17 protein-coding genes are annotated in these 19,471 nt (G+C 71.6%); 9 read left to right on the top strand and 8 right to left on the bottom strand.

All coding sequences use genetic code 11. From position 1 onward, the window contains the following. Positions 1-5: 5 nt before the first annotated feature. Positions 6-1,685, bottom strand: a complete 1,680-nt coding sequence (locus ABZ795_RS26345; RefSeq protein ID WP_357532304.1) for a right-handed parallel beta-helix repeat-containing protein — start codon at positions 1,683-1,685, stop codon at positions 6-8. A 172-nt stretch (positions 1,686-1,857) separates the two neighbouring features. On the opposite strand from ABZ795_RS26345, the gene ABZ795_RS26340 reads away from it, so the two are divergent. Genes ABZ795_RS26340 through ABZ795_RS26330 form a run of 3 tightly spaced genes read left to right on the top strand, consistent with a single transcriptional unit; the run spans position 1,858 to position 4,000 of the window. After that, complete coding sequence (locus tag ABZ795_RS26340; RefSeq protein WP_357532303.1) at positions 1,858-2,241, top strand: YwqJ-related putative deaminase; 384 nt, start codon at positions 1,858-1,860, stop codon at positions 2,239-2,241. Continuing rightward, positions 2,238-2,723 carry an SUKH-3 domain-containing protein gene (locus ABZ795_RS26335; RefSeq protein ID WP_357532302.1) on the top strand — a complete coding sequence of 162 codons (486 nt, stop codon included), beginning with the start codon at positions 2,238-2,240 and terminating at the stop codon, positions 2,721-2,723. Before ABZ795_RS26340 ends, ABZ795_RS26335 begins: the two co-directional genes overlap by 4 nt. Continuing rightward, on the top strand, positions 2,720-4,000 hold the full coding sequence (locus tag ABZ795_RS26330; RefSeq protein WP_357532301.1) for an SseB family protein: 1,281 nt from the start codon (positions 2,720-2,722) through the stop codon (positions 3,998-4,000). The genes ABZ795_RS26335 and ABZ795_RS26330 overlap by 4 nt, the downstream gene beginning before the upstream one ends. A 29-nt stretch (positions 4,001-4,029) precedes the next feature. Here ABZ795_RS26330 and ABZ795_RS26325 read toward each other — a convergent pair whose 3' ends face one another. The 5 genes from ABZ795_RS26325 to eccCa all read right to left on the bottom strand — a co-directional run bounded on the left by ABZ795_RS26325 (position 4,030) and on the right by eccCa (position 12,561). Then, positions 4,030-4,659 (bottom strand): hypothetical protein, encoded by a 630-nt coding sequence (locus ABZ795_RS26325; protein WP_357532300.1) that lies wholly within the window; start codon positions 4,657-4,659, stop codon positions 4,030-4,032. A 25-nt stretch (positions 4,660-4,684) separates the two neighbouring features. Next, on the bottom strand, positions 4,685-5,944 hold the full coding sequence (gene mycP / locus ABZ795_RS26320; protein ID WP_357532299.1) for a type VII secretion-associated serine protease mycosin: 1,260 nt from the start codon (positions 5,942-5,944) through the stop codon (positions 4,685-4,687). A 107-nt stretch (positions 5,945-6,051) separates the two neighbouring features. Beyond that, on the bottom strand, positions 6,052-7,815 hold the full coding sequence (locus tag ABZ795_RS26315) for a hypothetical protein (protein ID WP_357532298.1): 1,764 nt from the start codon (positions 7,813-7,815) through the stop codon (positions 6,052-6,054). Between the two features lie 37 nt (positions 7,816-7,852). Next, positions 7,853-8,470 carry a hypothetical protein gene (locus tag ABZ795_RS26310; protein ID WP_357532297.1) on the bottom strand — a complete coding sequence of 206 codons (618 nt, stop codon included), beginning with the start codon at positions 8,468-8,470 and terminating at the stop codon, positions 7,853-7,855. A gap of 128 nt (positions 8,471-8,598) precedes the next feature. Then, a complete protein-coding gene (gene eccCa / locus ABZ795_RS26305; RefSeq protein ID WP_357532296.1) occupies positions 8,599-12,561 on the bottom strand; it encodes a type VII secretion protein EccCa in 3,963 nt (1,320 codons plus the stop codon). 175 nt (positions 12,562-12,736) lie between these two features. On the opposite strand from eccCa, the gene eccD reads away from it, so the two are divergent. Next, positions 12,737-14,125 (top strand): type VII secretion integral membrane protein EccD, encoded by a 1,389-nt coding sequence (eccD, locus tag ABZ795_RS26300; protein ID WP_357532295.1) that lies wholly within the window; start codon positions 12,737-12,739, stop codon positions 14,123-14,125. 3 nt (positions 14,126-14,128) lie between these two features. On the opposite strand, the gene ABZ795_RS26295 is transcribed toward eccD, so the two are convergent. Then, complete coding sequence (locus ABZ795_RS26295) at positions 14,129-14,875, bottom strand: SUKH-3 domain-containing protein (RefSeq protein WP_357532294.1); 747 nt, start codon at positions 14,873-14,875, stop codon at positions 14,129-14,131. A 141-nt stretch (positions 14,876-15,016) separates the two neighbouring features. Between ABZ795_RS26295 and eccB the strand changes: the two genes are divergently transcribed. From eccB to ABZ795_RS26280, 3 genes are all read left to right on the top strand, one after another. Beyond that, complete coding sequence (gene eccB, locus ABZ795_RS26290; RefSeq protein WP_357532293.1) at positions 15,017-16,444, top strand: type VII secretion protein EccB; 1,428 nt, start codon at positions 15,017-15,019, stop codon at positions 16,442-16,444. A 161-nt stretch (positions 16,445-16,605) separates the two neighbouring features. Further along, positions 16,606-16,935, top strand: coding sequence for a WXG100 family type VII secretion target (locus ABZ795_RS26285; protein ID WP_327027368.1), 330 nt, complete (start codon positions 16,606-16,608; stop codon positions 16,933-16,935). A gap of 14 nt (positions 16,936-16,949) precedes the next feature. Then, on the top strand, positions 16,950-17,237 hold the full coding sequence (locus tag ABZ795_RS26280) for a WXG100 family type VII secretion target (RefSeq protein WP_327023657.1): 288 nt from the start codon (positions 16,950-16,952) through the stop codon (positions 17,235-17,237). A 79-nt stretch (positions 17,238-17,316) separates the two neighbouring features. On the opposite strand, the gene mycP (ABZ795_RS26275) is transcribed toward ABZ795_RS26280, so the two are convergent. Further along, complete coding sequence (gene mycP, locus ABZ795_RS26275) at positions 17,317-18,597, bottom strand: type VII secretion-associated serine protease mycosin (protein ID WP_357532292.1); 1,281 nt, start codon at positions 18,595-18,597, stop codon at positions 17,317-17,319. Positions 18,598-18,742: 145 nt separating this feature from the next. Between mycP (ABZ795_RS26275) and ABZ795_RS26270 the strand changes: the two genes are divergently transcribed. Both ABZ795_RS26270 and ABZ795_RS26265 read left to right on the top strand, forming a co-directional pair. Beyond that, positions 18,743-19,135: a YbaB/EbfC family nucleoid-associated protein gene (locus tag ABZ795_RS26270; protein WP_327023659.1), complete on the top strand. Its 393-nt coding sequence runs from the start codon at positions 18,743-18,745 to the stop codon at positions 19,133-19,135. Next, on the top strand, positions 19,132-19,470 hold the full coding sequence (locus ABZ795_RS26265) for a hypothetical protein (protein WP_327023661.1): 339 nt from the start codon (positions 19,132-19,134) through the stop codon (positions 19,468-19,470). Before ABZ795_RS26270 ends, ABZ795_RS26265 begins: the two co-directional genes overlap by 4 nt. Position 19,471: the final 1 nt, after the last annotated feature.

Raw genomic sequence — 19,471 nt, 5'->3', positions numbered from 1 at the left:
CATGATCAACGCCCGATCGCGGCGCGCACGTCGGCAACGGTCACCGTACGCAGCTCATCGAGACTGGGGCGCTGGCCGGACTGCCGCAGCCGCTGCGCCTGCGCCTTGCGGACACCTTCGAACAGTTTGCGGGCCTCCCGCGCGTTGCCGAAGTTCTGATCCCGCTCGATCGTGCCGAAGTGCTCCCGCAGCAGGTCGGAGACCCCCTCGGCGAGCAGGTACTCGTCCCCGCCGGCCATCCGTTCCACGATGACGACCAGCTGCTCCGGGGCGTAGTTGCCGAACTCGATGGTCTTGGCGAAGCGGGAGGCCAGACCGGGGTTGGCGTCCAGGAACTGGAGCATCTCCCCGGTGTAACCGGCGGCGATCACCGCTATCTCGTCGCGGTGATCCTCCATCAGCTTGACCAGGGTGTCGATGGCCTCCTGCCCGAAGTCACCCCCGCTGCCGGAGGACCGGGACAGGGTGTACGCCTCGTCGATGAACAGCACACCCCCGCGCGCCAACTCGAAGGCGGCGGCGGTCTTCTCGGCGGTGTGGCCGATGTACTGACCGACCAGATCACGGCGGGAGACCTCACGGAAGGCGCCACCGGGCAGGGCGCCCAGCGCGGCTAGCAGGTCACCGTAGATGCGGGCCACAGTGGTCTTACCGGTACCGGGGGCGCCCGTGAAGATGAGGTGATGGCTGACCGCACCGACCGGCAGCCCGGCGCTGCGTCGCCACTCGTTGACCTGGATCTCGTCGATGAGGGCCCGGACCTCCTCCTTCACCGACTCCAAGCCGACCATCTGCTCCAACTCGGCCAGCAGCTTGTCCACCCGGGCGGTGTCCTGGGGGGCGGCCACCCGGGCGGCGTCCGCGCCGTAGGCCGCCTTCCGGTTCGCCGTACCCTCCACGATGGTCGGGGTCGCCCCCTCGGCGATCTCGATCGCGGGCTGGGCGTTGTTCTCGGTGCTGCACTCCTCGACCGTGCCGTGGCAGCCCCGGGCGAAGGAGATCGCCGGGCCTCGGGTGTCCCGGATCCGGCAGCGCCGCAGCACGGGGGCGCTCTGGTGCACCACCGCCACCCCGGCATGACCGGTCTGGGAGATGTCGCAGGCCTCGATGGTCGGACGGCCGTACTGGTAGACGTAGATGCCCCGGTTGCCGCAGCGGGTCACCGTGCTGGTGCTGATCGTCGGGGCCGCCCCGATGCGCACGATGATGCCGTCCTCGCTGAGGTCGGTGAACTCGCACCCCTCCACGGTGCCGTCGGAGTCCTCGACGACCAGGCCGTACCGTCCGCCGGTGACCCGGCAACGGGTCAGGGTGAACTCCGAGCGGCCACCCAACTGGATCGCCGCGCCGAAGCCGGCGCTCAGCTCACAGCCGGTCATGGTCAGGTTGGCCCGGTCGCCCACCACCCCGGGTGCGTCACCGGCCTTGAGGACGAGGTCGCGCAGCTCCAACCGACCGGAGTTGCAGGACACCGTCGGGTAGGTGCCGGAGGAGGCGTCGATGGTGACCGTTCCCGCGCCCTGGGCGGCGACGACGGTGACCGCCCGGTCGTTGACGAACAGCGCCTCGTAGTAGGTGCCGGGGCTGACCGAGACGACCGTGTCGTCACTGGCCACCGCCAGAGCCTCCCCGATGGACGGGTAGGCGCCGGGCTGATCCGGGGAGACGAGAAGGGTGCGCGTCATGACTCCGGCTTCGTACGACGGTGAGGGGCTTTGGCCGACGATATCCCAGGCGGACCATGCCATGGAGCCCCGTACCGGGTCACCGGGTGACGGTGAGTCCGCTCGATAGGCTGCCCTGGGTGGACCCGGCCCGCTGGTGGTGCCGGGGTCCCGGTCTACCGGGGGAGGACGGATGACCCAGCTGCGGATGCTTCCGCTGGTGGCGGGTGCCCTGCTGGTCGATGGGACCGTCCACACGCACACCTCCGTACGGGGTGATGTCGCCCCACGTTTGCACCCGGTGGTCCGGCGGTTCCTGCACGAGCTGCCGGTCGGGCAGCGGGAGCGGTTCACCGGCTGGTGCGCGGAGCCGGTGCTGATCTCCGACCGGTTGTACGCCGCCGAGGCCGACGGTCCGCCCCTGAACTCCACCCGGGCCCGCTCCCTGCTGTGGGGGGCCAAGGTGCACCTGACCCGGGTACGGGAGGAGGGCGACCCGCGTCATGGCGAGCCTCAGTGGCCCTGCCGGTCGTGTGCGGCCCTGTTGGACTGGTTCGGTATGGAGGCGTTGACATGACCGAGCGCTTTCCACCCCCGGTGGCCGAGCTGCTGGCCACCGAGGGCTGGTCACCCCAGGTGCGGGACGAGAACCGGGCCCGGGAGTGGGCGGTACGCCTAGCCGCCGACGCCACCCCGGACGGGCGCCAGCACGTCATGACGGCCGCCGCCGTGCAGGCGTACGCCGAGTTCGGGGGACTGCGGCTCCGCCCATCGGGCGACGGGGAGCAGGTCGCCCCCAGTGAGATCCACCTAGATCCCTTCCGGGTACGACACTCCGTGGCCACCCTGGCGGAGTTGGCCACCGTCATCGGGGTGCCCCTCAGTCCCCTCGGTGAGGAGGGTGACGGCACCGGCATCCTGGCCATCGACGAGCAGGGCCGGGTGTTCGTCCTGGACCACACCGGCGACTGGTATCTGGGGGCGAGCCTCGACGAGGCGCTCGGCACCCTGCTGCTCGGCCGCCGGCCCGCCCGGGTGCGCGAGGACGGCACCTGGTGACCACCCCGTTACCGCCGACCGGCTGGCAACCGAGCACCAGCACGGAACACGCGCTGCTGGCGGCGGTCGAGAACGACGACACCGTGGCCTTCCTGACCGCCCTCGCCACCGGAGCGCTGCTGCTGCCGGTGCCGCCCTCGGCGACCCCCGCCGAGCCGGTGGCCTGGCCTACCGGCCACCACGAGGGGGTCACCCATGTGATGGCCTACACCTCTCCGGGGGCCATCGCCGCCGGGCTGCCCGGTCAGGACGTCACCTACCGGGTGTCGGTGCTGACCGACCTGGCCGTCGACTGGCCGGACGAGGCCTGGGTGCTGGCCGTGAACGCCGGGCTGCCCATCGGGGTACGACTGGCCGCGGCGGAACTGGCCACCCTCACCGCCGCCTCGGTGGAGGCGGAGAAGCCGCTCCGCGACGCGATCCAACGGCAGGACCCGGACGCCCTGATGTCCGCCCTGCTGCGTACCGAACTGGTGCTTCCGCTGCGACCGGGCGGCCCGGCGACCCGTGACCTCGGCGACCCGGAGTTCCCCTGGTGGGTGCTGCCGGACGAGCAGGGGCGGCCCAGCGTGCCGGTGTTCACCTCGGAGGCCCGGCTGCGCCAGGCCCTCGGAGATCACGAGCTGGTGGTGGTCAGCAGCCTCCAGGTCACCGAACACTGGCCGGACCCCTCCTGGCAGTTGTCCCTCAACCCGGAGACACCCTTGGCCGCGGCGCTGCCCGGCGAAGCGGTGTTGACCCTGCGCGACTGGTTCGGCGAACTGCGGGTCGTACTCGACGGTGCCGCCGAGCAGGAGCGCGGCCGACGGGTCAGCGCGGTCTACGCCGACCCGTCGACAGTGGGGGTACCGGTGTCGCCGCCCGCCACCCAGCCGATGGTCGAGGAGGAGGACGAGGGGCCCGCTGCGGACATCCCGCTGCGGCTGCAACTGGTCATCGCCCACCGCTACCTGCCGTCCTACCTGGACGACGGGTACGACCGGGCGGCCGGTCTGGTGCACACCTGGCACGGGCCCGGACGAGACACCCCGCTGCGGCTCTACCGGCGGCTGGGCCTGCTCGGCGCGGGCTCACCCTTCGAGGAGTCCGACGAGTGGGTGGCGGTGCTGCGCTGGACACCCGGCGAGGACACGCCCCCGGAGTGGGGTCAGGGCTCGCCACGGATGGAGTCGTTGGTCGTCCCGAACGGCACCGAACTGCGCTGCCTGCACCAGGACGGCCGGGACGAGTTCCTGGCCCGCTTCGACGCCACCGCCCGCCGCTGGACCCCCGCCTGACCGATCCGGCGACGATCCCCGGGCGCTGGTCAGCGCCGTCGGCCGGGTCTCGGTGCGCGCTGTCGGCCGGCGAACCAGGTACGGGCCGGCGGGCTCTTGATCAGAGCCAGGGCCACCCCGGCCAGCCCGCCCACCACCAGGGGGGTGACCATCGTCGGCGCGAAGCTCAGCTTGCCCTGCACCAGCAGCACCACGAGGACGACGACGAACAGCCCGAAGGTGAAACCGGCCGGCATGGCCAGCCCCTGGGCGCTGTCGCCGGTCCAGGCCATCAGGATCCCCAGCGCGCCGAGCATCACCACCAGCAGGGCGATCGCCAGCACCCCCGCCCCGATACCCACCACCAGTGCCCGACCCAACCCGTCACCCTCGGCTCCCAGCATGGCCCGGAAGAAGGCGATACCGGCGATCAGCCAGGTCACGATGGAGGGCAGCATCAGCAGGACCGCCAGGGTGACGACGAGCGGCCGTCGGGCGGACGGCTTCCCCGCAGCGGGTGCGGGCTGGCCACCCGGAGCACCCGGAGCGGGCATCGGGTGCCCGCCGGGAGTGGGTTGTCGGCCGGGCAACTGGGATGCGCCGGGCAGGTGATGCCCGTCCGGTGTCTGGTGGGGGTCGGCGGGTGGGGGCGGAAACCCGCCGGTCGGGGTGGCCGACATCGGTGACCTCCTGAGGTCGGGTCGCTCAGCCGGGCGGCCGCCGCCAGACCTCGTCCGGGGCCTGCGCAGGCTGATCCGGGCCGTCCCAGGGCCCGGCACCGGCTCCGACAGCGCCCACCGGGGCGGGTGGAGCCTCGTCGACGAGTTCGGCATTGCGTCGCCGGGTGCGCAGCATCCAGACCGTGGCGACGGTCCCGCCGACGAGCAGGACGAGTACGGCGATGATGGCGGCCCAGACGAGGATCAGCACGTCGTCATCGCGCTCCCGGGGATTGGCCAGGGCCGGGTCGAGGGGTGCGGCCGGCGGAGCACTGGCCCGAGGGCTGGCCCGCCCGTCCGGCTCACCGGTCAGGGCGGTCCGCAGGTCGAGCACCCCCCACCCGTAGTCGAGGTCCCGACCGGGGGCCCCGGCGTCGCGGGTGGTCTCCAGCAGCCGCGAGAACAACTCGTACGCGTTCAGGTCCGGGTACTTGGCCTTGACCAGGGCCATCGCGCCGGAGACGAGCGCGGCGCTGCTGCTGCTGCCGAGCGAGGTGACGTACCTGTTCCCCGGGGCGGCCTGGACGATGTCCTCGCCTGGGGCGGCGATGTTCACCTCTTCGGCCGGCAGGGCCGCCTTCTTGCTGATGACACCGTTGCGGTCGGTCCCGTTGACGGCGATCGTGGCCGGGTGGCGAGCCGGGTTGCTGATGATGATGTCTTCGCGGTTGCCCACTGCGGCGACCACCACGATGTTGCGTTGGTAGGCCCGGGCGACCGCGCGATCCAGTTCCTCGTTGAAGCTGCTGCCGAGGGAGACGTTGATGATGTCCGCGCCGTTGTCGATCGCCCAGTTGATCCCGGCGGCGACCGCCGTGGGGGCGATCAGCGGGCTCTTCTCGCTCTTGATGGTCACCGGCAGGATCTTGGCCTTCGGTGCGACCCCGAGCACCCCGTCGGCATTGCCCGGCCCGTGTCCGTGCCCGGCGATCAGCGAGGCCATTCCGGTGCCGTGGCCCACCCGGTCGACCCCACCCTTGGTGCCCTCCTCGTAAAGGTCCGCGCCGGGCAGGACGTTGTCCTTCAGATCCCGGTGTTTGGCGTCCACCCCGGTGTCCACCACGGCCACGACGACACCCTCACCCTGGCTGATCTTGTGCAGCTCGGGGAGTTCCAGGGCCTTGACATGCCACGAGTCGTCCCTGGTGGAATCCGCCAGGGCCGGTGCCGCGGGCAGGGCCAGCGCCGCCAGGACGCCGGCGGTGCTGAGCGCCAGGACGGCAGCCGGTCGGGTGAGGACACGCATGCCCGTCCACCTTCCTCTGTGGTTCGTTACGGAGACGGCCGAAAACGGGCGTTCACCGCATGGTACGGGCCAGCCACCGATGCTGCGGTGAGCTGGCCCGTCCGTGTTCAACTCTGACCCAGCGCCCTGCCCTGCTCCCTGGGGCGGTGCTCCGCCGGCGCCTCGACGACCCCGACGGCGGAGGCCTCGGTGGCCCACAGTTCGTCGTCGCCGTCGCCGTACTCCCAGGTGTCCTGATCCTGGTCCCGCTGGGCGTCCTTGCGCGGGCCCGGCAGGACCGGCCCACCCCGTCGGCCGCCGAGCGAGGGGGCCGGACCGGTGGTCGGTGCCGGACGTGCGGCACCGGCGCGACCGTTCAGATCGGGCCTACCGGCGCCGCCCGGCACCCCCGGGCCGCCGGTCGCCCGGACGCCGGGCGGGGTGGCGGGGCGACCACCGAGGGGGGCACCCGGCCGGGAGGGGGTGCCCGGGGCCGACCCGCGCTGCCCACCCAGGCTGGGGGGCGGCGAGGCGGGACGTCCGGGCGTGCCGCCCCGCTGACCGGGAGGTGCCGTGGAGCCCGGCAGGCGCGGGCTGGAGGGCGGTGGGGTGGTCGACGGGGCCGGTCGGAGTGGACCGGCACCGGGGCGCCCGGGGACACCGGTGTTGCCCGGCAGGGTCGGGCGGTTCGGCGCGGGCCCACGTCGGCCGTTGCCCGGCGCACCGGAGCCGTTGCCCGGGCCGCCCGCACCCGGCAGGGTCGGCCGGTTCGGCGCGGGACCCCGGCCACCGCCCGGCGCGGGCGGGCCACCGGAGCCCGGCAGGGTGGTCCGGGGGGCGTTCGGTCGGGTGCCCGGCGGCGTTACCGGCCCGGTGTTGCCCGGCGGCAGCATCGGCGACACCGGTGGGCCGCCCGGCGCGGGTGCGTTCGGGGTGGCCGTGACCGGCGGCGGGGTGGGTGCCGGCCCCGGTGGGGGCACCGTGGTGGTGCCACCGGAGAGGTTGACCCCCTCGGGCGGGGTCGGGGGGGCGTTGGTCTCCGGTGTCGGGACGCTCATCTCCGGCTCGCCGGGCCGCCCCGGCCGGGGCGGCAGTTCCGGCTGGTTCGGCACCTCCCGGACCAGGCCGGTGACCTTCGGAGGTGGCCCGGAGCCGGGCCGGGTGGGGGCGGCCGGTCGCCCCGGTCCGCCGCCGGGACGTCCCGGTCCGCCCGGCAGGTTCTTGCCGTCGAAGAGGGCCGCCTCGGTCGGGCCCTTGAACTTGCCGCCGCGCGAGATGTTCGAGATGTACACGTCGATGTACATGTCGGCCAGGGGCTTGGTGATGTTCTTGGCGCGCTGGTGGAACTCCTTCTGGACCTCTTCGTACGTCTTGTGCTTGTCGCCGAGGATGTCGCCGAAGGTAATCTCCGACTTGTCCTTCTCAAAGATCTGCTGCTGGCGCTTCTGCTCGTTCGTGTACTCCTGCCACAGTTGGGTCATCTCCCGCTGGGCTGACGAGATCTTGCTGGCCAACTGCTCCAGACCGATGGCGTTGTTGCTGGCCACGTTCTTCCACTCGTCCAGTGAGTGCAGGGTCGCACCCACCTTCGACATGAAGACCCGAGCGGCCGGCGACTGCCACTTCTTGTCCAGGGCATTGGCGTGCCGCTGGAGGTTGTCCCGGGTGGACTCCAGCAGGCTCGCCGTCCGCCGCCACATCTCGGCGAGCGCGGTGGTGCGTTCGTCGCTCTCCTTGCGGACGTACTCCCACATCTGCTCGATGTTGACGCCGTCCCACTTGGTGGGCTCGTACGGCGACGCCTGGTCGGACCGTTCGGCCGCGTAGTCGTCCCGCATCCCCCCGTACGCCGGGTAGCTGATCGGCGTGTAGCCGTAGTAGTCGTCGCTCATTCCCGCTCCTCAGGTCCCCCGCAGCACCTGGCAGTTGTCATCGCAGGCTCGACTGGTCCAGACGGAATTCGTCACCGTACATGCGCTGGTCCTCGCCCGGGATCTCGTAGGCCCCCGGACCGTCACCCACGGTCTCCGAGGCGGTCCACGCGGGCGCCTTCTCCCGGGTGTCCTCCGTCGGGCAGGAGTCCATCCCGTGGTACGGGCCGACGGGCTCCGGGTTCCTCGCCTGCTCGGGTACGACCTCCGTGGGGTCACCCTCCTGCTGCCATTTGCCGCTGAGGGTGTTCTGGCCGTCCACCGCATTGAAGGCGTTGTAGACGTCGTCGTTGGTGGCCTCGGCCAGCGCGTCACCCAGCAGGTACTCAGCGGAGATGGAGGTGGCCGCCGCGCTCAGCGCGGTCAAACCCTTGATCACATCGCCGATCAGGTGCGACACGGCCATCCGGCTCTCGTCGTGCCGACCCCGGAAGAAGGCGGCCTCTTTCAGCCCCCCGCTGCCGAAGGGGGCCTGCACGGTGAGCATCGGGCTAAGGCCCCGCTCGAAGCTGGGCTGGAAGTTGTTCTCCAGCTCCTTGCGGATGGCCGTGGCGAAGTCCTGCAACTGGTTGACGTCGACGTCGATGGTTTCGTTGACGAGCCACTCGCCGCTCATGATCCCTCCCCCGTTGGCTCCCACGGTGCTGGCGCGTCTGCTTGGTCTCCGCTATCGGATCGACGCAGCCGCACACCGCAGGTCCACTTTGGCTGACGGTAGTCCGGTCCGGCAACCCCGTGGGTCACCTACCCACGAGGTGGAAGATTCACCAACTGCACCAGTCGGGTGCCGCCCCGTCGGGAGACCAGCCAGCCCCGACCCGGCGGCAGGGGTCCGGGTCGCACCGTGCCGAGCAGCACCCCCTCGTCCCGGTTGCCGGACATCACGATGCCGGGGGTGCTGATCTCCCGCAACCGCATCAGCACCGGCTCGTAGAGCGCCCGGCTGGCCCCACCGGTGCGGCGGGCGACGATCAGGTGCAGACCGATGTCCCGGGCCTGGGGCAGGAACTCCAGCAGGGGGGTCAGCGGGTTGCTGCCCGCGCCGGCGACCAGGTCGTAGTCGTCGACCAGGACGTACAGGTCCGGCCCCTTCCACCAGTCCCGGGCCCGCAGCCGCTCGGCGTTGATGTCCGCCGGTGGCAGCCGGTCCCGCATGACGGCGGCGACCTCGGCCACGATGCTCTCGGTGATCTGCGCCGTCGAGCCGTACCCGATCAGGTGTGGGGTCTCGATGTCGCCCAGCAGGCTGCGCCGGTAGTCGACGATGACCAGCCGGGCCTCGGTCAGGTCCCGGGTGTCGACGATGGTCTGCGCCAGCGACCGCAGGAAGGTGCTCTTACCGGACTCGCCGTCGCCGAAGAGGATGAAGTGCGGATCGGTGGCGAAGTCCAGGTGCACCGGGGAAAGGTCGACCTCGGCGATGCCGATCGGGATCCCGGGCTGCCCGGTGTTCGGCAGGCTGCCGTACGGGACCTCCGGCGGGAGCAGCCGGATCGGTGGGGCACCCGGCCCCTGCCAGGCGGCGGCCAGGTCGGTGGCCAGCTTGCGGGCCCCCTCGGGGAGGGTCTCCGACTCCTGGGCACCGTCGATGCGCGGCAGGGCCGCCAGGAACTGCTGCCCGTCCGGGGTGATGCCGCGACCGGGTGCCTTCTCCGGCACGTTCATCGCCGCCCGGCGGTCCAGGTTGGAGTCGCTGGCGTCGGCCAGCCACAACTCGATTCGGGTACCGAAGACGTCCCGGACGGCCGGCCGCAGGTCCATCCAGCGGCCGGCGGTGACGATCAGGTGGATGCCGAAGGAGAGGCCCCGGTTGGCGATGTCGTTGATGGTCGGTTCCAGGTCCTCGAACTCCGAGCGCAGGGTCCCCCAGCCGTCGATGACCAGGAACACGTCGCCGAAGGGGTCGTCGCCGTGCTGGCCGTGCCGGCGGGCCCGCCGGTACTCGGCCATCGAGTCGACACCCCGCTCGGCGAACCGCCGCTCCCGCTCACCCATCAACAGCTGCAACTCGGCGACCGTACGTCGGACCAGGCCCGCGTCCAGCCGGGTAGCCACCGAACCGACATGCGGCAGGTCCCGCAGCGAGGACAGGGCGCTGCTGCCCAGGTCCAGGCAGTACACCTGGGTCTCCCGGGGGGTGTGGGTCAGCGCCAGGGAGGTGACGATCGTCCGCAGCAGGGTGCTCTTGCCGCTCTGCGGCCCCCCGACGATCACGGCGTGACCGGCCGCCCCGGCCAGGTCGAACCAGAGCACGTCCCGGCGCTGCTCGAAGGGCTTGTCGACGATGCCGACGGCCACCTGCAACTCGCCCAGCAGACCGGCGTGCGCCACGGTCACCCCACGGGCCGGGTCGGCCGTCAGCGGCGGCAGCAACTGGTCCAGGGTCGGTGGCTCAGCCAGCGGCGGAAGCCACACCTGGTGGGCCGGCTTGCCCCGGCCGGTGAGTCGCCCGACCAGGATGTCCAGCACACTCTCGCCGACCCCGTCGACCGGCTCCGGAGCCTCCTCCTCCTTGGGGGTACGGGTCACCGGGGGCGCCACGTAGCCGGTGGTGTACTCGCGTACCCGGTCCTCGCCGTCACCGGCCGCCACCGCCGCGGCGGTCTTGCTGCGGTAGGCGCCGGAGACGTACGCGGCCTTGAACCGGACCAGCGGTTCGGTGCCGAAACGCAGGTACCCGTGCCCGGGAGAGCGGGGCAACTCGTAGGCGTCCGTCGCGCCGAGCACCACCCGTGACTCCATCGCCGAGAAGGTCCGCAGACCGATCCGGTACGACAGGTGGGTGTCCAGCCCGCGCAGCCGCCCCTCCTCCAGTCGCTGCGAGGCCAGCAGCAGGTGTACGCCGAGAGACCGACCCACCCGACCGATCTGCACGAACATGTCGATGAAGTCGGGTTTCGCGGTGAGCAGCTCGGAGAACTCGTCACAGATGATCAGCAGGCTGGGCAGCGGCGACAGCGGTGCGCCCGCCGCCCGGGCCTTCTCGTAGTCGCGCTGGGAGGCATAGTTGCCGGCCGAGCGCAGCAACTCCTGGCGGCGGACCAGCTCACCGTTGATGGCGTCGGTCATCCGGTCCACCAGGGGCAACTCGTCGGCCAGGTTGGTGATCACCGCGCTGGTGTGCGGCAGGCCGTCCAGCCGGGTGAAGGTGGCACCACCCTTGAAGTCGACCAGGACGAAGTTGAGGCTCTCCGAGGAGTGGGTCGCGGCCAGGGCCAGCACCAGGGTGCGCAGCAGCTCGGACTTACCGGAACCGGTGGCACCGATGAGCAGCCCGTGCGGGCCCATGCCGTCCTGCGCCGACTCCTTGAGGTCCAGCTCCACCGGGCCGCCGTCGACACCCATGCCGATCGGCACCCGCAGCCGGTCCCGGTTGGGCCGGGGCTGCCAGGCCCGATCGACGTCGAACTCGTACGGGTCACCGATGTCCAGCAGCTCGGTCAGGCCCATCTCGCTGGTCAGCGGGGTGTCGCCACCGCCCCGGGAGGCGGCCGACAGCCGCAGCGGGGCCAACTGCATGGCCAGCGCCTCGATCTCGGCCCCCCCGCAGTCGTCCGCCCGGCCGATCTCCGCCGGGCCGTCCACCGTCAGGCTGCGCAGCTGCCGATCCGTGGTCACGTCGAGCACCAGACGGGCCCGGTCGAGCATCCGGGGCGGCGGGGTGGACAGGTCGAGCAGGGTCACCCCCTCCACCCCGCCGTCGGTCATCAGGTGGTCGGAACCGGCGGTGTCGCCGCCGTCGATGACCACCAGCACGTGTGGCCCGCCGACCTGGGTCCCTCCGCCGCTGGCGTTGAACCGGGGCCGACTGGCCAGCACGTCGTCGAGCATCGCCTCCAGACCGGTCACCGAGGGGGAGACCAGGCGCAGTTGCCCCAGGGCGTCCGTACGCGAGGGGTGCAGCGCGTGTGGCAGCCACTTCGTCCACTCCCAGTCGTCACGACGTTCCGGGGAGACGCAGATCGCGACGAGCATGTCGTCGGGGGCGTGGAAGGCGGTGGCCTGGGCCAGCACGGCCCGCACCATGCCCCGGGCGGCGTCCGTGTCGCCCCGCAGGTGCACCCGGGCGAAACCGTTCAGGGCCATGGTCACCGGCAGGTCCGGCACCTCGCCGTAGGTGGTGAGGAATCGGCGCAGGGCCAGCGCGCACATCGGCTCCAACTTCTCCAGCGAGGTGGCCGGGGGCGGCACCAGCGGAGTGGCCAGTTCCTGCGGGCCCAGGCCGATCCGGACGGTGCCGAAGTCCACATCGCTGCGGCGGCGTTCCCACAGCCGGGGTCCCAGCGGCAGGGACCACAGGGTGTCCGGGTCCGGATGCCGGTAGAAGGCGGCCTCCCGCTGTCGGCGGATAGTCTTGAGAACCCGTCGGCGCTGCCGGGACAGGTGGGTCATGTACTCCCGGCGCTTCTGCAGCATCTCCTGCTTGCTCGGGCCCCCGGAGTTGTTCGTCAACTGGGCCCCGAGCATCCCGATGGCGGAGAGTCCGAACAGGCCGCCGGTGACATACCCCAGGGTGGATCCGCCACGACCGGCGAACATCAGGGCCATCGCGAAGGAACCGGCGAGCATCGGCAGCAGCATCATCATCTGCCCCCACGCCTTGCCGCTGGGTGGGGGTACCTCCGGAGGCGGGTCCAGGAGCACCTCGCCGGAGGGGTACTCCGGTTCCGGCTGTCGGGCGGGTCGTTTGACGACGACCGTGCTCACGTGACAGACCTCCGTTGCCTCTTCTGGGCGTGATGGTCACGCCCGGCACCCCCGTACGCTCGGCCACCGCCGTGAACCGGCACCCGCGTCACCGGCACATGGTAGGTAGCCTTCACCCGTCATGACAGCAGCGGGCCGATCGATCGAGCCCGCTTCGCGTACCGAAGGGTCTTCAGTGGTCACCCAGGCCGGAACCGGACTCGCGCGTATCGCCGTCGTCGCACCCAGTCGGCGGCTGGATCTAGCCCTGCCCGAGCACCTGCCGCTGGTCGGGCTGCTGCCTGCGGTGCTGCGTCAAGCCGACGAGGAGCCTTCGGACGGCACCGCCCACGGTGGCTGGATGCTGCGTCGCAGTGACGGCAGTGCCATCGACCTGAGCCGTACCCTCGCCGCCCAGAACGTCCGCGACGGCGAGACCCTGCACCTGGTGCCCCGCCGCACCGAGTGGCCGGAGCTGGCGTACGACGATCTGATGGAGGCCGTGGCCGACGGGGCCCGGCGGCGGGGGGTGGCCTGGACCCCGTTCGCCACCCGGCTGACCGGCCTGATCGTGGCCGGGGTGCTGCTGCTGTTCGGCCTGGCCGTGATCGTGACCTCCGAACAACCCGGTTGGCTCGGTGGCGCGGTGGCCCTCGGCGCCGCCGCGCTGCTGCTGATCAGCGGCATCGTGCTGTCCCGGGCGATGGCCGACTCCCTGGCCGGTGCGGTGGTGGCCGCCGCCGGCCTGCCCTACGCCTTCGTCGGCGGGGTGCTGGTGATCGGCACCGGGGAGTCGGTGTGGGCCCTGGGGGCACCGCACATCCTGCTCGGCTCGGCCGTGCTGCTGCTGTCCGGTCTGCTCGGCCTGCTCGGGGTGGGGGACGCCACGCGGGTCTTCGTGGCGGCGGTCTTCGTCGGCTTCTGGGGCATGGTCGGTGGACTGCTGGCCCTGGGCTCGATGGACGCCGCACAGGGCAGCGCCGTGGTGGTCAGCGCGGTGGCCCTGCTGCTGCCGGCCATGCCGCTGCTCTCCGTACGGCTGGGCAAGATGCCGATGCCGGCCCTGCCGCGTACCGCCGAGGACCTGCTGCGCGACGAACCGCAACCCAAGCGGGAGGTGATCTACCAGGCCACCGCCCGGGCCGACGAGGTGCTCACCGGCATGATCTTCGGTGCCTTCCTGGTCACCATCGGCTGCCTGGTGGTGCTCACCGCCACCGGGACCACCGCCGCCCTGCTGCTCTCCGCCGTGATCTCGTTGGGCTACCTGCTGCGGGCCCGGCTGGTGCCGACCGTCCGGCACCGGGTCCCGATGCTGGCCGTCGGCCTGGTGGGGCTGGGTCTGCTGCCGCTGGTCGGCGCCGCGGACGCTTCCACGGCCGGTCGGGTGCTGGCCGTGTTGCCGGTGGCCCTGGTGGCCGCCGGGGTCTCCGCCGCCGCCGGGCTCGCCTACAGCCGGCGGGCCCCCTCACCCCGGCTGGCCCGGTTCGGTGACGTCCTGGACATCCTGCTCCAACTCGCCGTGGTGCCGGTGGCCTGCAGCGTGCTGGGCCTGTACGCCTTCATGCGGGCGATCAACGGCTGACCCTCACCAGTCGAGCTCACTGGCCTCGGTCATCTCATCGCCCCGGATCAGGCTGACGATGGCCGAGTCCAGATCCGGCCCGACGAGGAACTCGTCGGCCCAGTGCAGCAGGAAGACCCGTCCCTGGGCATCCATCACCAGCTCGGAGGGGCCGTCCTCGTTGTTGCCGATCGGGTAGACCAGAGTGTCGTACTCCTCGATGAAACCCCGGGCGCCCTCGGTCGTCACCCCACCGCGGGTGGGGTGGAGATAGCTGGTGAAGCCACCGCCGGGCCGGCCGCTGCGGCCGAACTGGGGCAGGGTCAGGCCACCGAACTCGATCAGGGCGGCCCGTGCCGCGGGGGGACACTCCAGGCCGGCCAGATCATCGGCGAACCGGACCATCCAGTGCTCCACCGCCGAGGTGACATCCCGCCCGGGGAACCATCCGGCCGACTCCAGGACGTGGCGTACCTCCGGGGGGAAGCGACCCTCGGCCGCCTGGCGGCGGGTGTACCGCTCGGCGATCAGGTGCTCCGGCAGCGACGGCCACTGGGACACCTCCCCGGTCTGCCGGTCGATGACCGCCCGGGGGTAACCCGTGGCCGGTGGCGGTGCCGGGGGGTCCTCGGTGGCCGCACCCGCCGGCTCGGCCCGCCATGCGACATAGCCCAGGTCGAATTCGTGCAGGAAGACCTCGGGCGGGGGCCCGGGCCGACCGGCGGCGGCCCATTGCCGGGCGATCGCCAGGGCCTGGTCACGACTGATCATCGTTGCGCTCCTCGGGCTGCCGTCCTCGGCGTCGAGGGTCGACGCCGGATGCGGGAACCGGCGGACTCGACATCGTGCCTATGGTAGGCACCGCGGTCCGGCGATCGTGACCGTGCCGGCGTACGCCAGGGGGAGGGTGCCATGCCGTCGCGGCGGGACCAGGTTCAGTCGTACCAGTTCTTCGTGCAGCGGATGACCTCCGCTCTGGTGGCTCGTGAGCCGGATCCGGAGGCGGCGCCGTTCCGTCGGCTGGGTGGTGCCGGCTTCGCCAGTGTCATGGTGGCGGTGCTCTGCCTGGCCGGGGTCGGGGTGTACGGCCTGCTTCGCCCGGGTGGGGCTACCAAGTGGAAGGACGGCGGCGGGGTCATCCTGGAGAAGGAGACCGGCACCCGGTACCTGTACCGGGAGGGCCGGCTGCACCCCGTGGTCAACTACGCCTCCGCCCTGCTGGCCCTGGAATCGGCCGCGCCGACGGTCTCGGTCTCCCGTAACTCCCTGGTCGGCACCCCCCGAGGTCCCCGCATCGGCATCCCGGACGCGCCGGACGCGCTGCCGGCACCGGGCCGCATCCTGGACGGTGCGTGGACCCTGTGCACCCAGCCCGCCCGGGACGCGGCCGGGGGCGTCGTCGCCACCACCGTGCTGACGGTCGGCCGGGCCCCCAGCGGGGGCCGGGAGCCGGGCGACGCGGCCGTGCTGGTCCGCGACCGCAAGACCAAGCGGCTGCACCTGGTCTGGCGCGACCACCGGTACGAGATCCGCAACGAGAAGGTCGTGCTGGAGGGGCTGGTGATGACCGCCGAACCGGTGGTCGAGGTCGGCGGGGCCTGGCTGAACGCCCTGCCCGCCGGTGAGACGATCACTCCCCGGCGGGTGTCCGATCGGGGTGCCTCCTCCACCGCCCTGCCGAACGCCCGGGTCGGTCAGGTCTATGTGGTCAAGAGCCAGAACGACAGCCGCCAGTACTACGTCGTGGAGCGGGAGCGGCTGGTCCCGATCACCCCCGTCCAGGCGGACGTCCTGCTGGCCGACGGCGAGACCCAGGCCGCGTACCAGGACGGGAGCAAGCCCGCCCCGATCGAACTCGCCGCCGGTACCGCCGCCGCCGCCCCCAAGGCCTCCCCGCCCCAGCAGGGGCGACACCGCGCACCGGAGCAGCGCCCGGAGATCGCCCGGCTCAGCGGCAGCGACCCGGCCATCTGTGCGGAGTACCAGCCCGGCCAGGACGAACCGACCGTGCTGCTGGACGCGCAGGTCGAGCCGGTACGCGAACCGGTGCGGACCCGGGAGCAGACCGGCAGCGGAGTCCCGCTGGCCGACCGGGTGGTCATCGAGCCCGGCTACGGGGTACTGGTCAATGCCCTGTCCTCGCCCGATCAGGACAATGGCACCCTGAACCTGGTCACCGACCTGGGCTATCGCTATCCGCTGGCCTCCGAGGGAGTGCCGGCGATGCTCGGCTACTCCGGTGTCCAACCGGTACGCCTGCCGGCGAGCCTGGTGGTGCGGTTGCCCTCCGGACCTGCCCTCGATCCGACCACTGCGAAACAGGCACTTGATCCGGAATGACGGCCAATGCCCATAATGGAGGGGTAGCTGAGTCGCTGGTCTAGCGCGGGCTGGATGCGACCCGTTACCGTTCGAGCGACGATGGTGCGTGAGCGCCGACTTAAAGACCGCCCCCGATGCCCGCGGGGCGATCCCAAACGAGGACGGGGGTGACTTCCGCCATGTCGATGCGTACCGACACCGGCTTGATGCTGAAGACCGAGGGTGACGTCGATGCTGTCGCCGATCGGCTCACCAGCAACCTGAACGGGCTAATGAACCAGCTCGCGCCGCTCTACGACCAGTGGAAGGGTGCTGGTGCGGGTTCGTTCCAGCAGGTTCGTGAGCGGTTCGACCAGGACATGGCCCGGCTGAACGTCGCGCTGCGCGCGATCGCCGAGGCCGTCGGTTCGGCCGGTAAGGACTACGACGTCAGCGACGAGGAGATCCGGGCCGACATGGACACCGCCGGTGCGACCGCCGGTCAGATCACCGCAGCACTGAAGCTCTGACGGGGGAATTCACGATGGAAATCAAGTACAACTTCGCCGGTCTGAACGCGGCGGCCGACAGCTGCAACGGTTCGGTCCGGAACATGACCAGCGAGCTGGAGGGCCTCAAGTCGGGCATCGCCCCGCTGCTGGCCACCTGGGACGGCGACGCCCGCGAGGCGTACTTCCAGCGCCAGCGCGAGTGGGAGTCCGCCGCCAACGACCTGCGTGACCTGCTCACCCGGATCGAGCGGGCGCTGCGCGAGTCGGCCGGCAAGATGCAGGCCCGCGAGGCGGCCAACCGGGCCAAATTCAACGGCTGAGCCGCTACCGCTGCATCCGATGGCCCGGCGATCCGCCGGGCCATCGTCATGTCTGCCCCCGGTGGGTTCGCGGCTGCCGTCAGCCCCGCGAGGTCGAGGAGGGCACCCGGAAGAAGGCCTCCTCGGGCTCGTCGATCTCCGGCCGGGCGGGCGGGGGCGCGGCCGGTCGGGTCGGCCGCCACCGGGTACGCCGCCCGCGCGGCAGCAGACCAGCCAGCACCGCCACCCCGATCGAGAGGATGGCCAGGCCCAGCCCGATCCAGAGGGCCAACTGGCCGAACAAGGCCCAGCGTTCGGCACGGGCCTGGGCCGCGGCGTTCTGCGGCACCTCCGGCAGCGGCGGGGGCGCCACCGGCTTCGCGGTGGTCAGTCGTTCGGTGACCGCACGGTACGGGTTGACCACTCCGCTGCCGTAGCCCTGTGCCGCGTCGCCCCGGGCCGGGTCGGCGGTGGCCAGAATCCGCCGAGTGACCTCCTTGGCCGACAGCCCCGGCTCCGCCGCCCGGATCAGCGCGGCCGTCGCGCTGACCATCGGAGTGGCGAAGCTGGTGCCGTCGTAGGCGGCGTGACCGGTCAACCTGGTCGCCGCCACCACCGCTCCACCCGGGGCCACGATGTCCACGTACGGGCCGATCTGGGACTGCCGGAACCGGGAGCCGGTCTCGTCGATGGCGCCCACCCCGATCACCCCCTCGTAGCTGGCGGGGTAGGGCACCGGATCGGGCCGGGCACCGTCCTGGTGCAGGTTGCCGACGGCGGCGACCAGTACGACATCCTTGTCGACCGCGTACCGGATCGCCCGCTCCACGTCAGGGTCCGGGCGGTAGAGGGTCACCGACATGTTGATCACCTTGGCGCCGTCGTCGACCGCCCGCATGATCGCCTGGCCGAAGACCGCACCGCTGACAGAGGCACCGGCGGTGTCCGCGCTCTCGGTGGCATTGCGCTCGCTGACCCGGATCGGCACGATCGTGGCGTCCGGCGCCAGGCCGTGGAAGCCCACCCCCTCCTGCCGGGTGGCGGCGATGATGCTGGCGACCGCCGTACCGTGCGAGACGCAGTCCACGTCGCCGCCGGGTGCGCCGCGCAGGGCGTCGAATCCGGTGGCCACCCGCCCCGCCAACTGGGGATGACTACTGTCGGTACCGGAGTCGATCACCGCTACCCGTACCTGGGCACCCGTGCTGAAGGGCCACACCCGCTGCGGGGCCAGCCACCGCTGGTGCCAGGGGGTCTCGGTGTTGACCTCACCGGGGTCGCTCGGATTCTGGCATATCGCCGGATCTGCCTGGGCCGGCGCCGGAGCAGGGACCGCGAGTGCCGTGGTCAGCACCGCCCCCATCAGGGCAAATGTCGCCATAGGACGGCTGCGGGCCATTCGTGCTCACCTCCGGTCGACCGGTGCCGGTGAATCCTAGCCACCGGTCGCCCATCCCTGATGTCGCCTACATTCAGTATGGTCGAGTCGTCATGTGGCAGGGGCGCGACGGGGGAGGGACACCGCCATGGACGTACAGGCGCTGCGCGCTCGTGCCGACGAGCTGATGGCCCAGTTCGAGCGGATGCGCTCCGGGGTCGGCGACCTTCAGCAGCAGCTCAAGACGGTGAAGGCGACGGTCACCTCCGACGACGGTCTGGTCACCGTCACCGTCGGGCCGCGCGGTCAGGTGACGAAGGTCGAGTTCGACCCGCGCATCTACCGCCGCCCGAACTCCAAGGAACTGTCCGCCACGGTCACCGAGACCATCCACCGCGCCACCGCAAAGGTGATGGGCGAGGTCGAGCGACTGCTCCAGCCGTACGTGCCGGACAGCCAGTTCCAGGCCTACATCGACCACGACCTAGACGGCATCTTCCGCCAGTTGGACAGTGACCTGCCCGGGGAGGACAAGCGATGACCGAGCTCCGCGAGACTTTCGTCAACCCGGACGGCGCGTTGGAGGGTGCCGCCACCCTGACCACCGCCGGTGCCCACCTGGCCGCTCGTTGGCGGGGTCTCGCCGGCACCATCAACACCCTCAACGGTGCCCGGCCCTGGGGCGACGATGAGCCCGGCAAGGAGTTCAACAAGAGCTACCTGGACGGTGAGCAGCCGGCGCAGAAGGTGCTGGACCTGACTGGCGACATCGTGCCCGTGGTGGAGCAGATGGGCCCGGCGGTCAAGGGCGCCGTGGAGGGCACCGTGGATACCGACGACATGGTCAAGACGCTGTTCGGAGGCGGCGGCAAGTAGC

This window comes from Micromonospora sp. NPDC047134 (assembly GCF_040643455.1).
GTDB lineage: Bacteria > Actinomycetota > Actinomycetes > Mycobacteriales > Micromonosporaceae > Micromonospora.
This window is presented reverse-complemented; position numbering and strand designations above follow the sequence as displayed.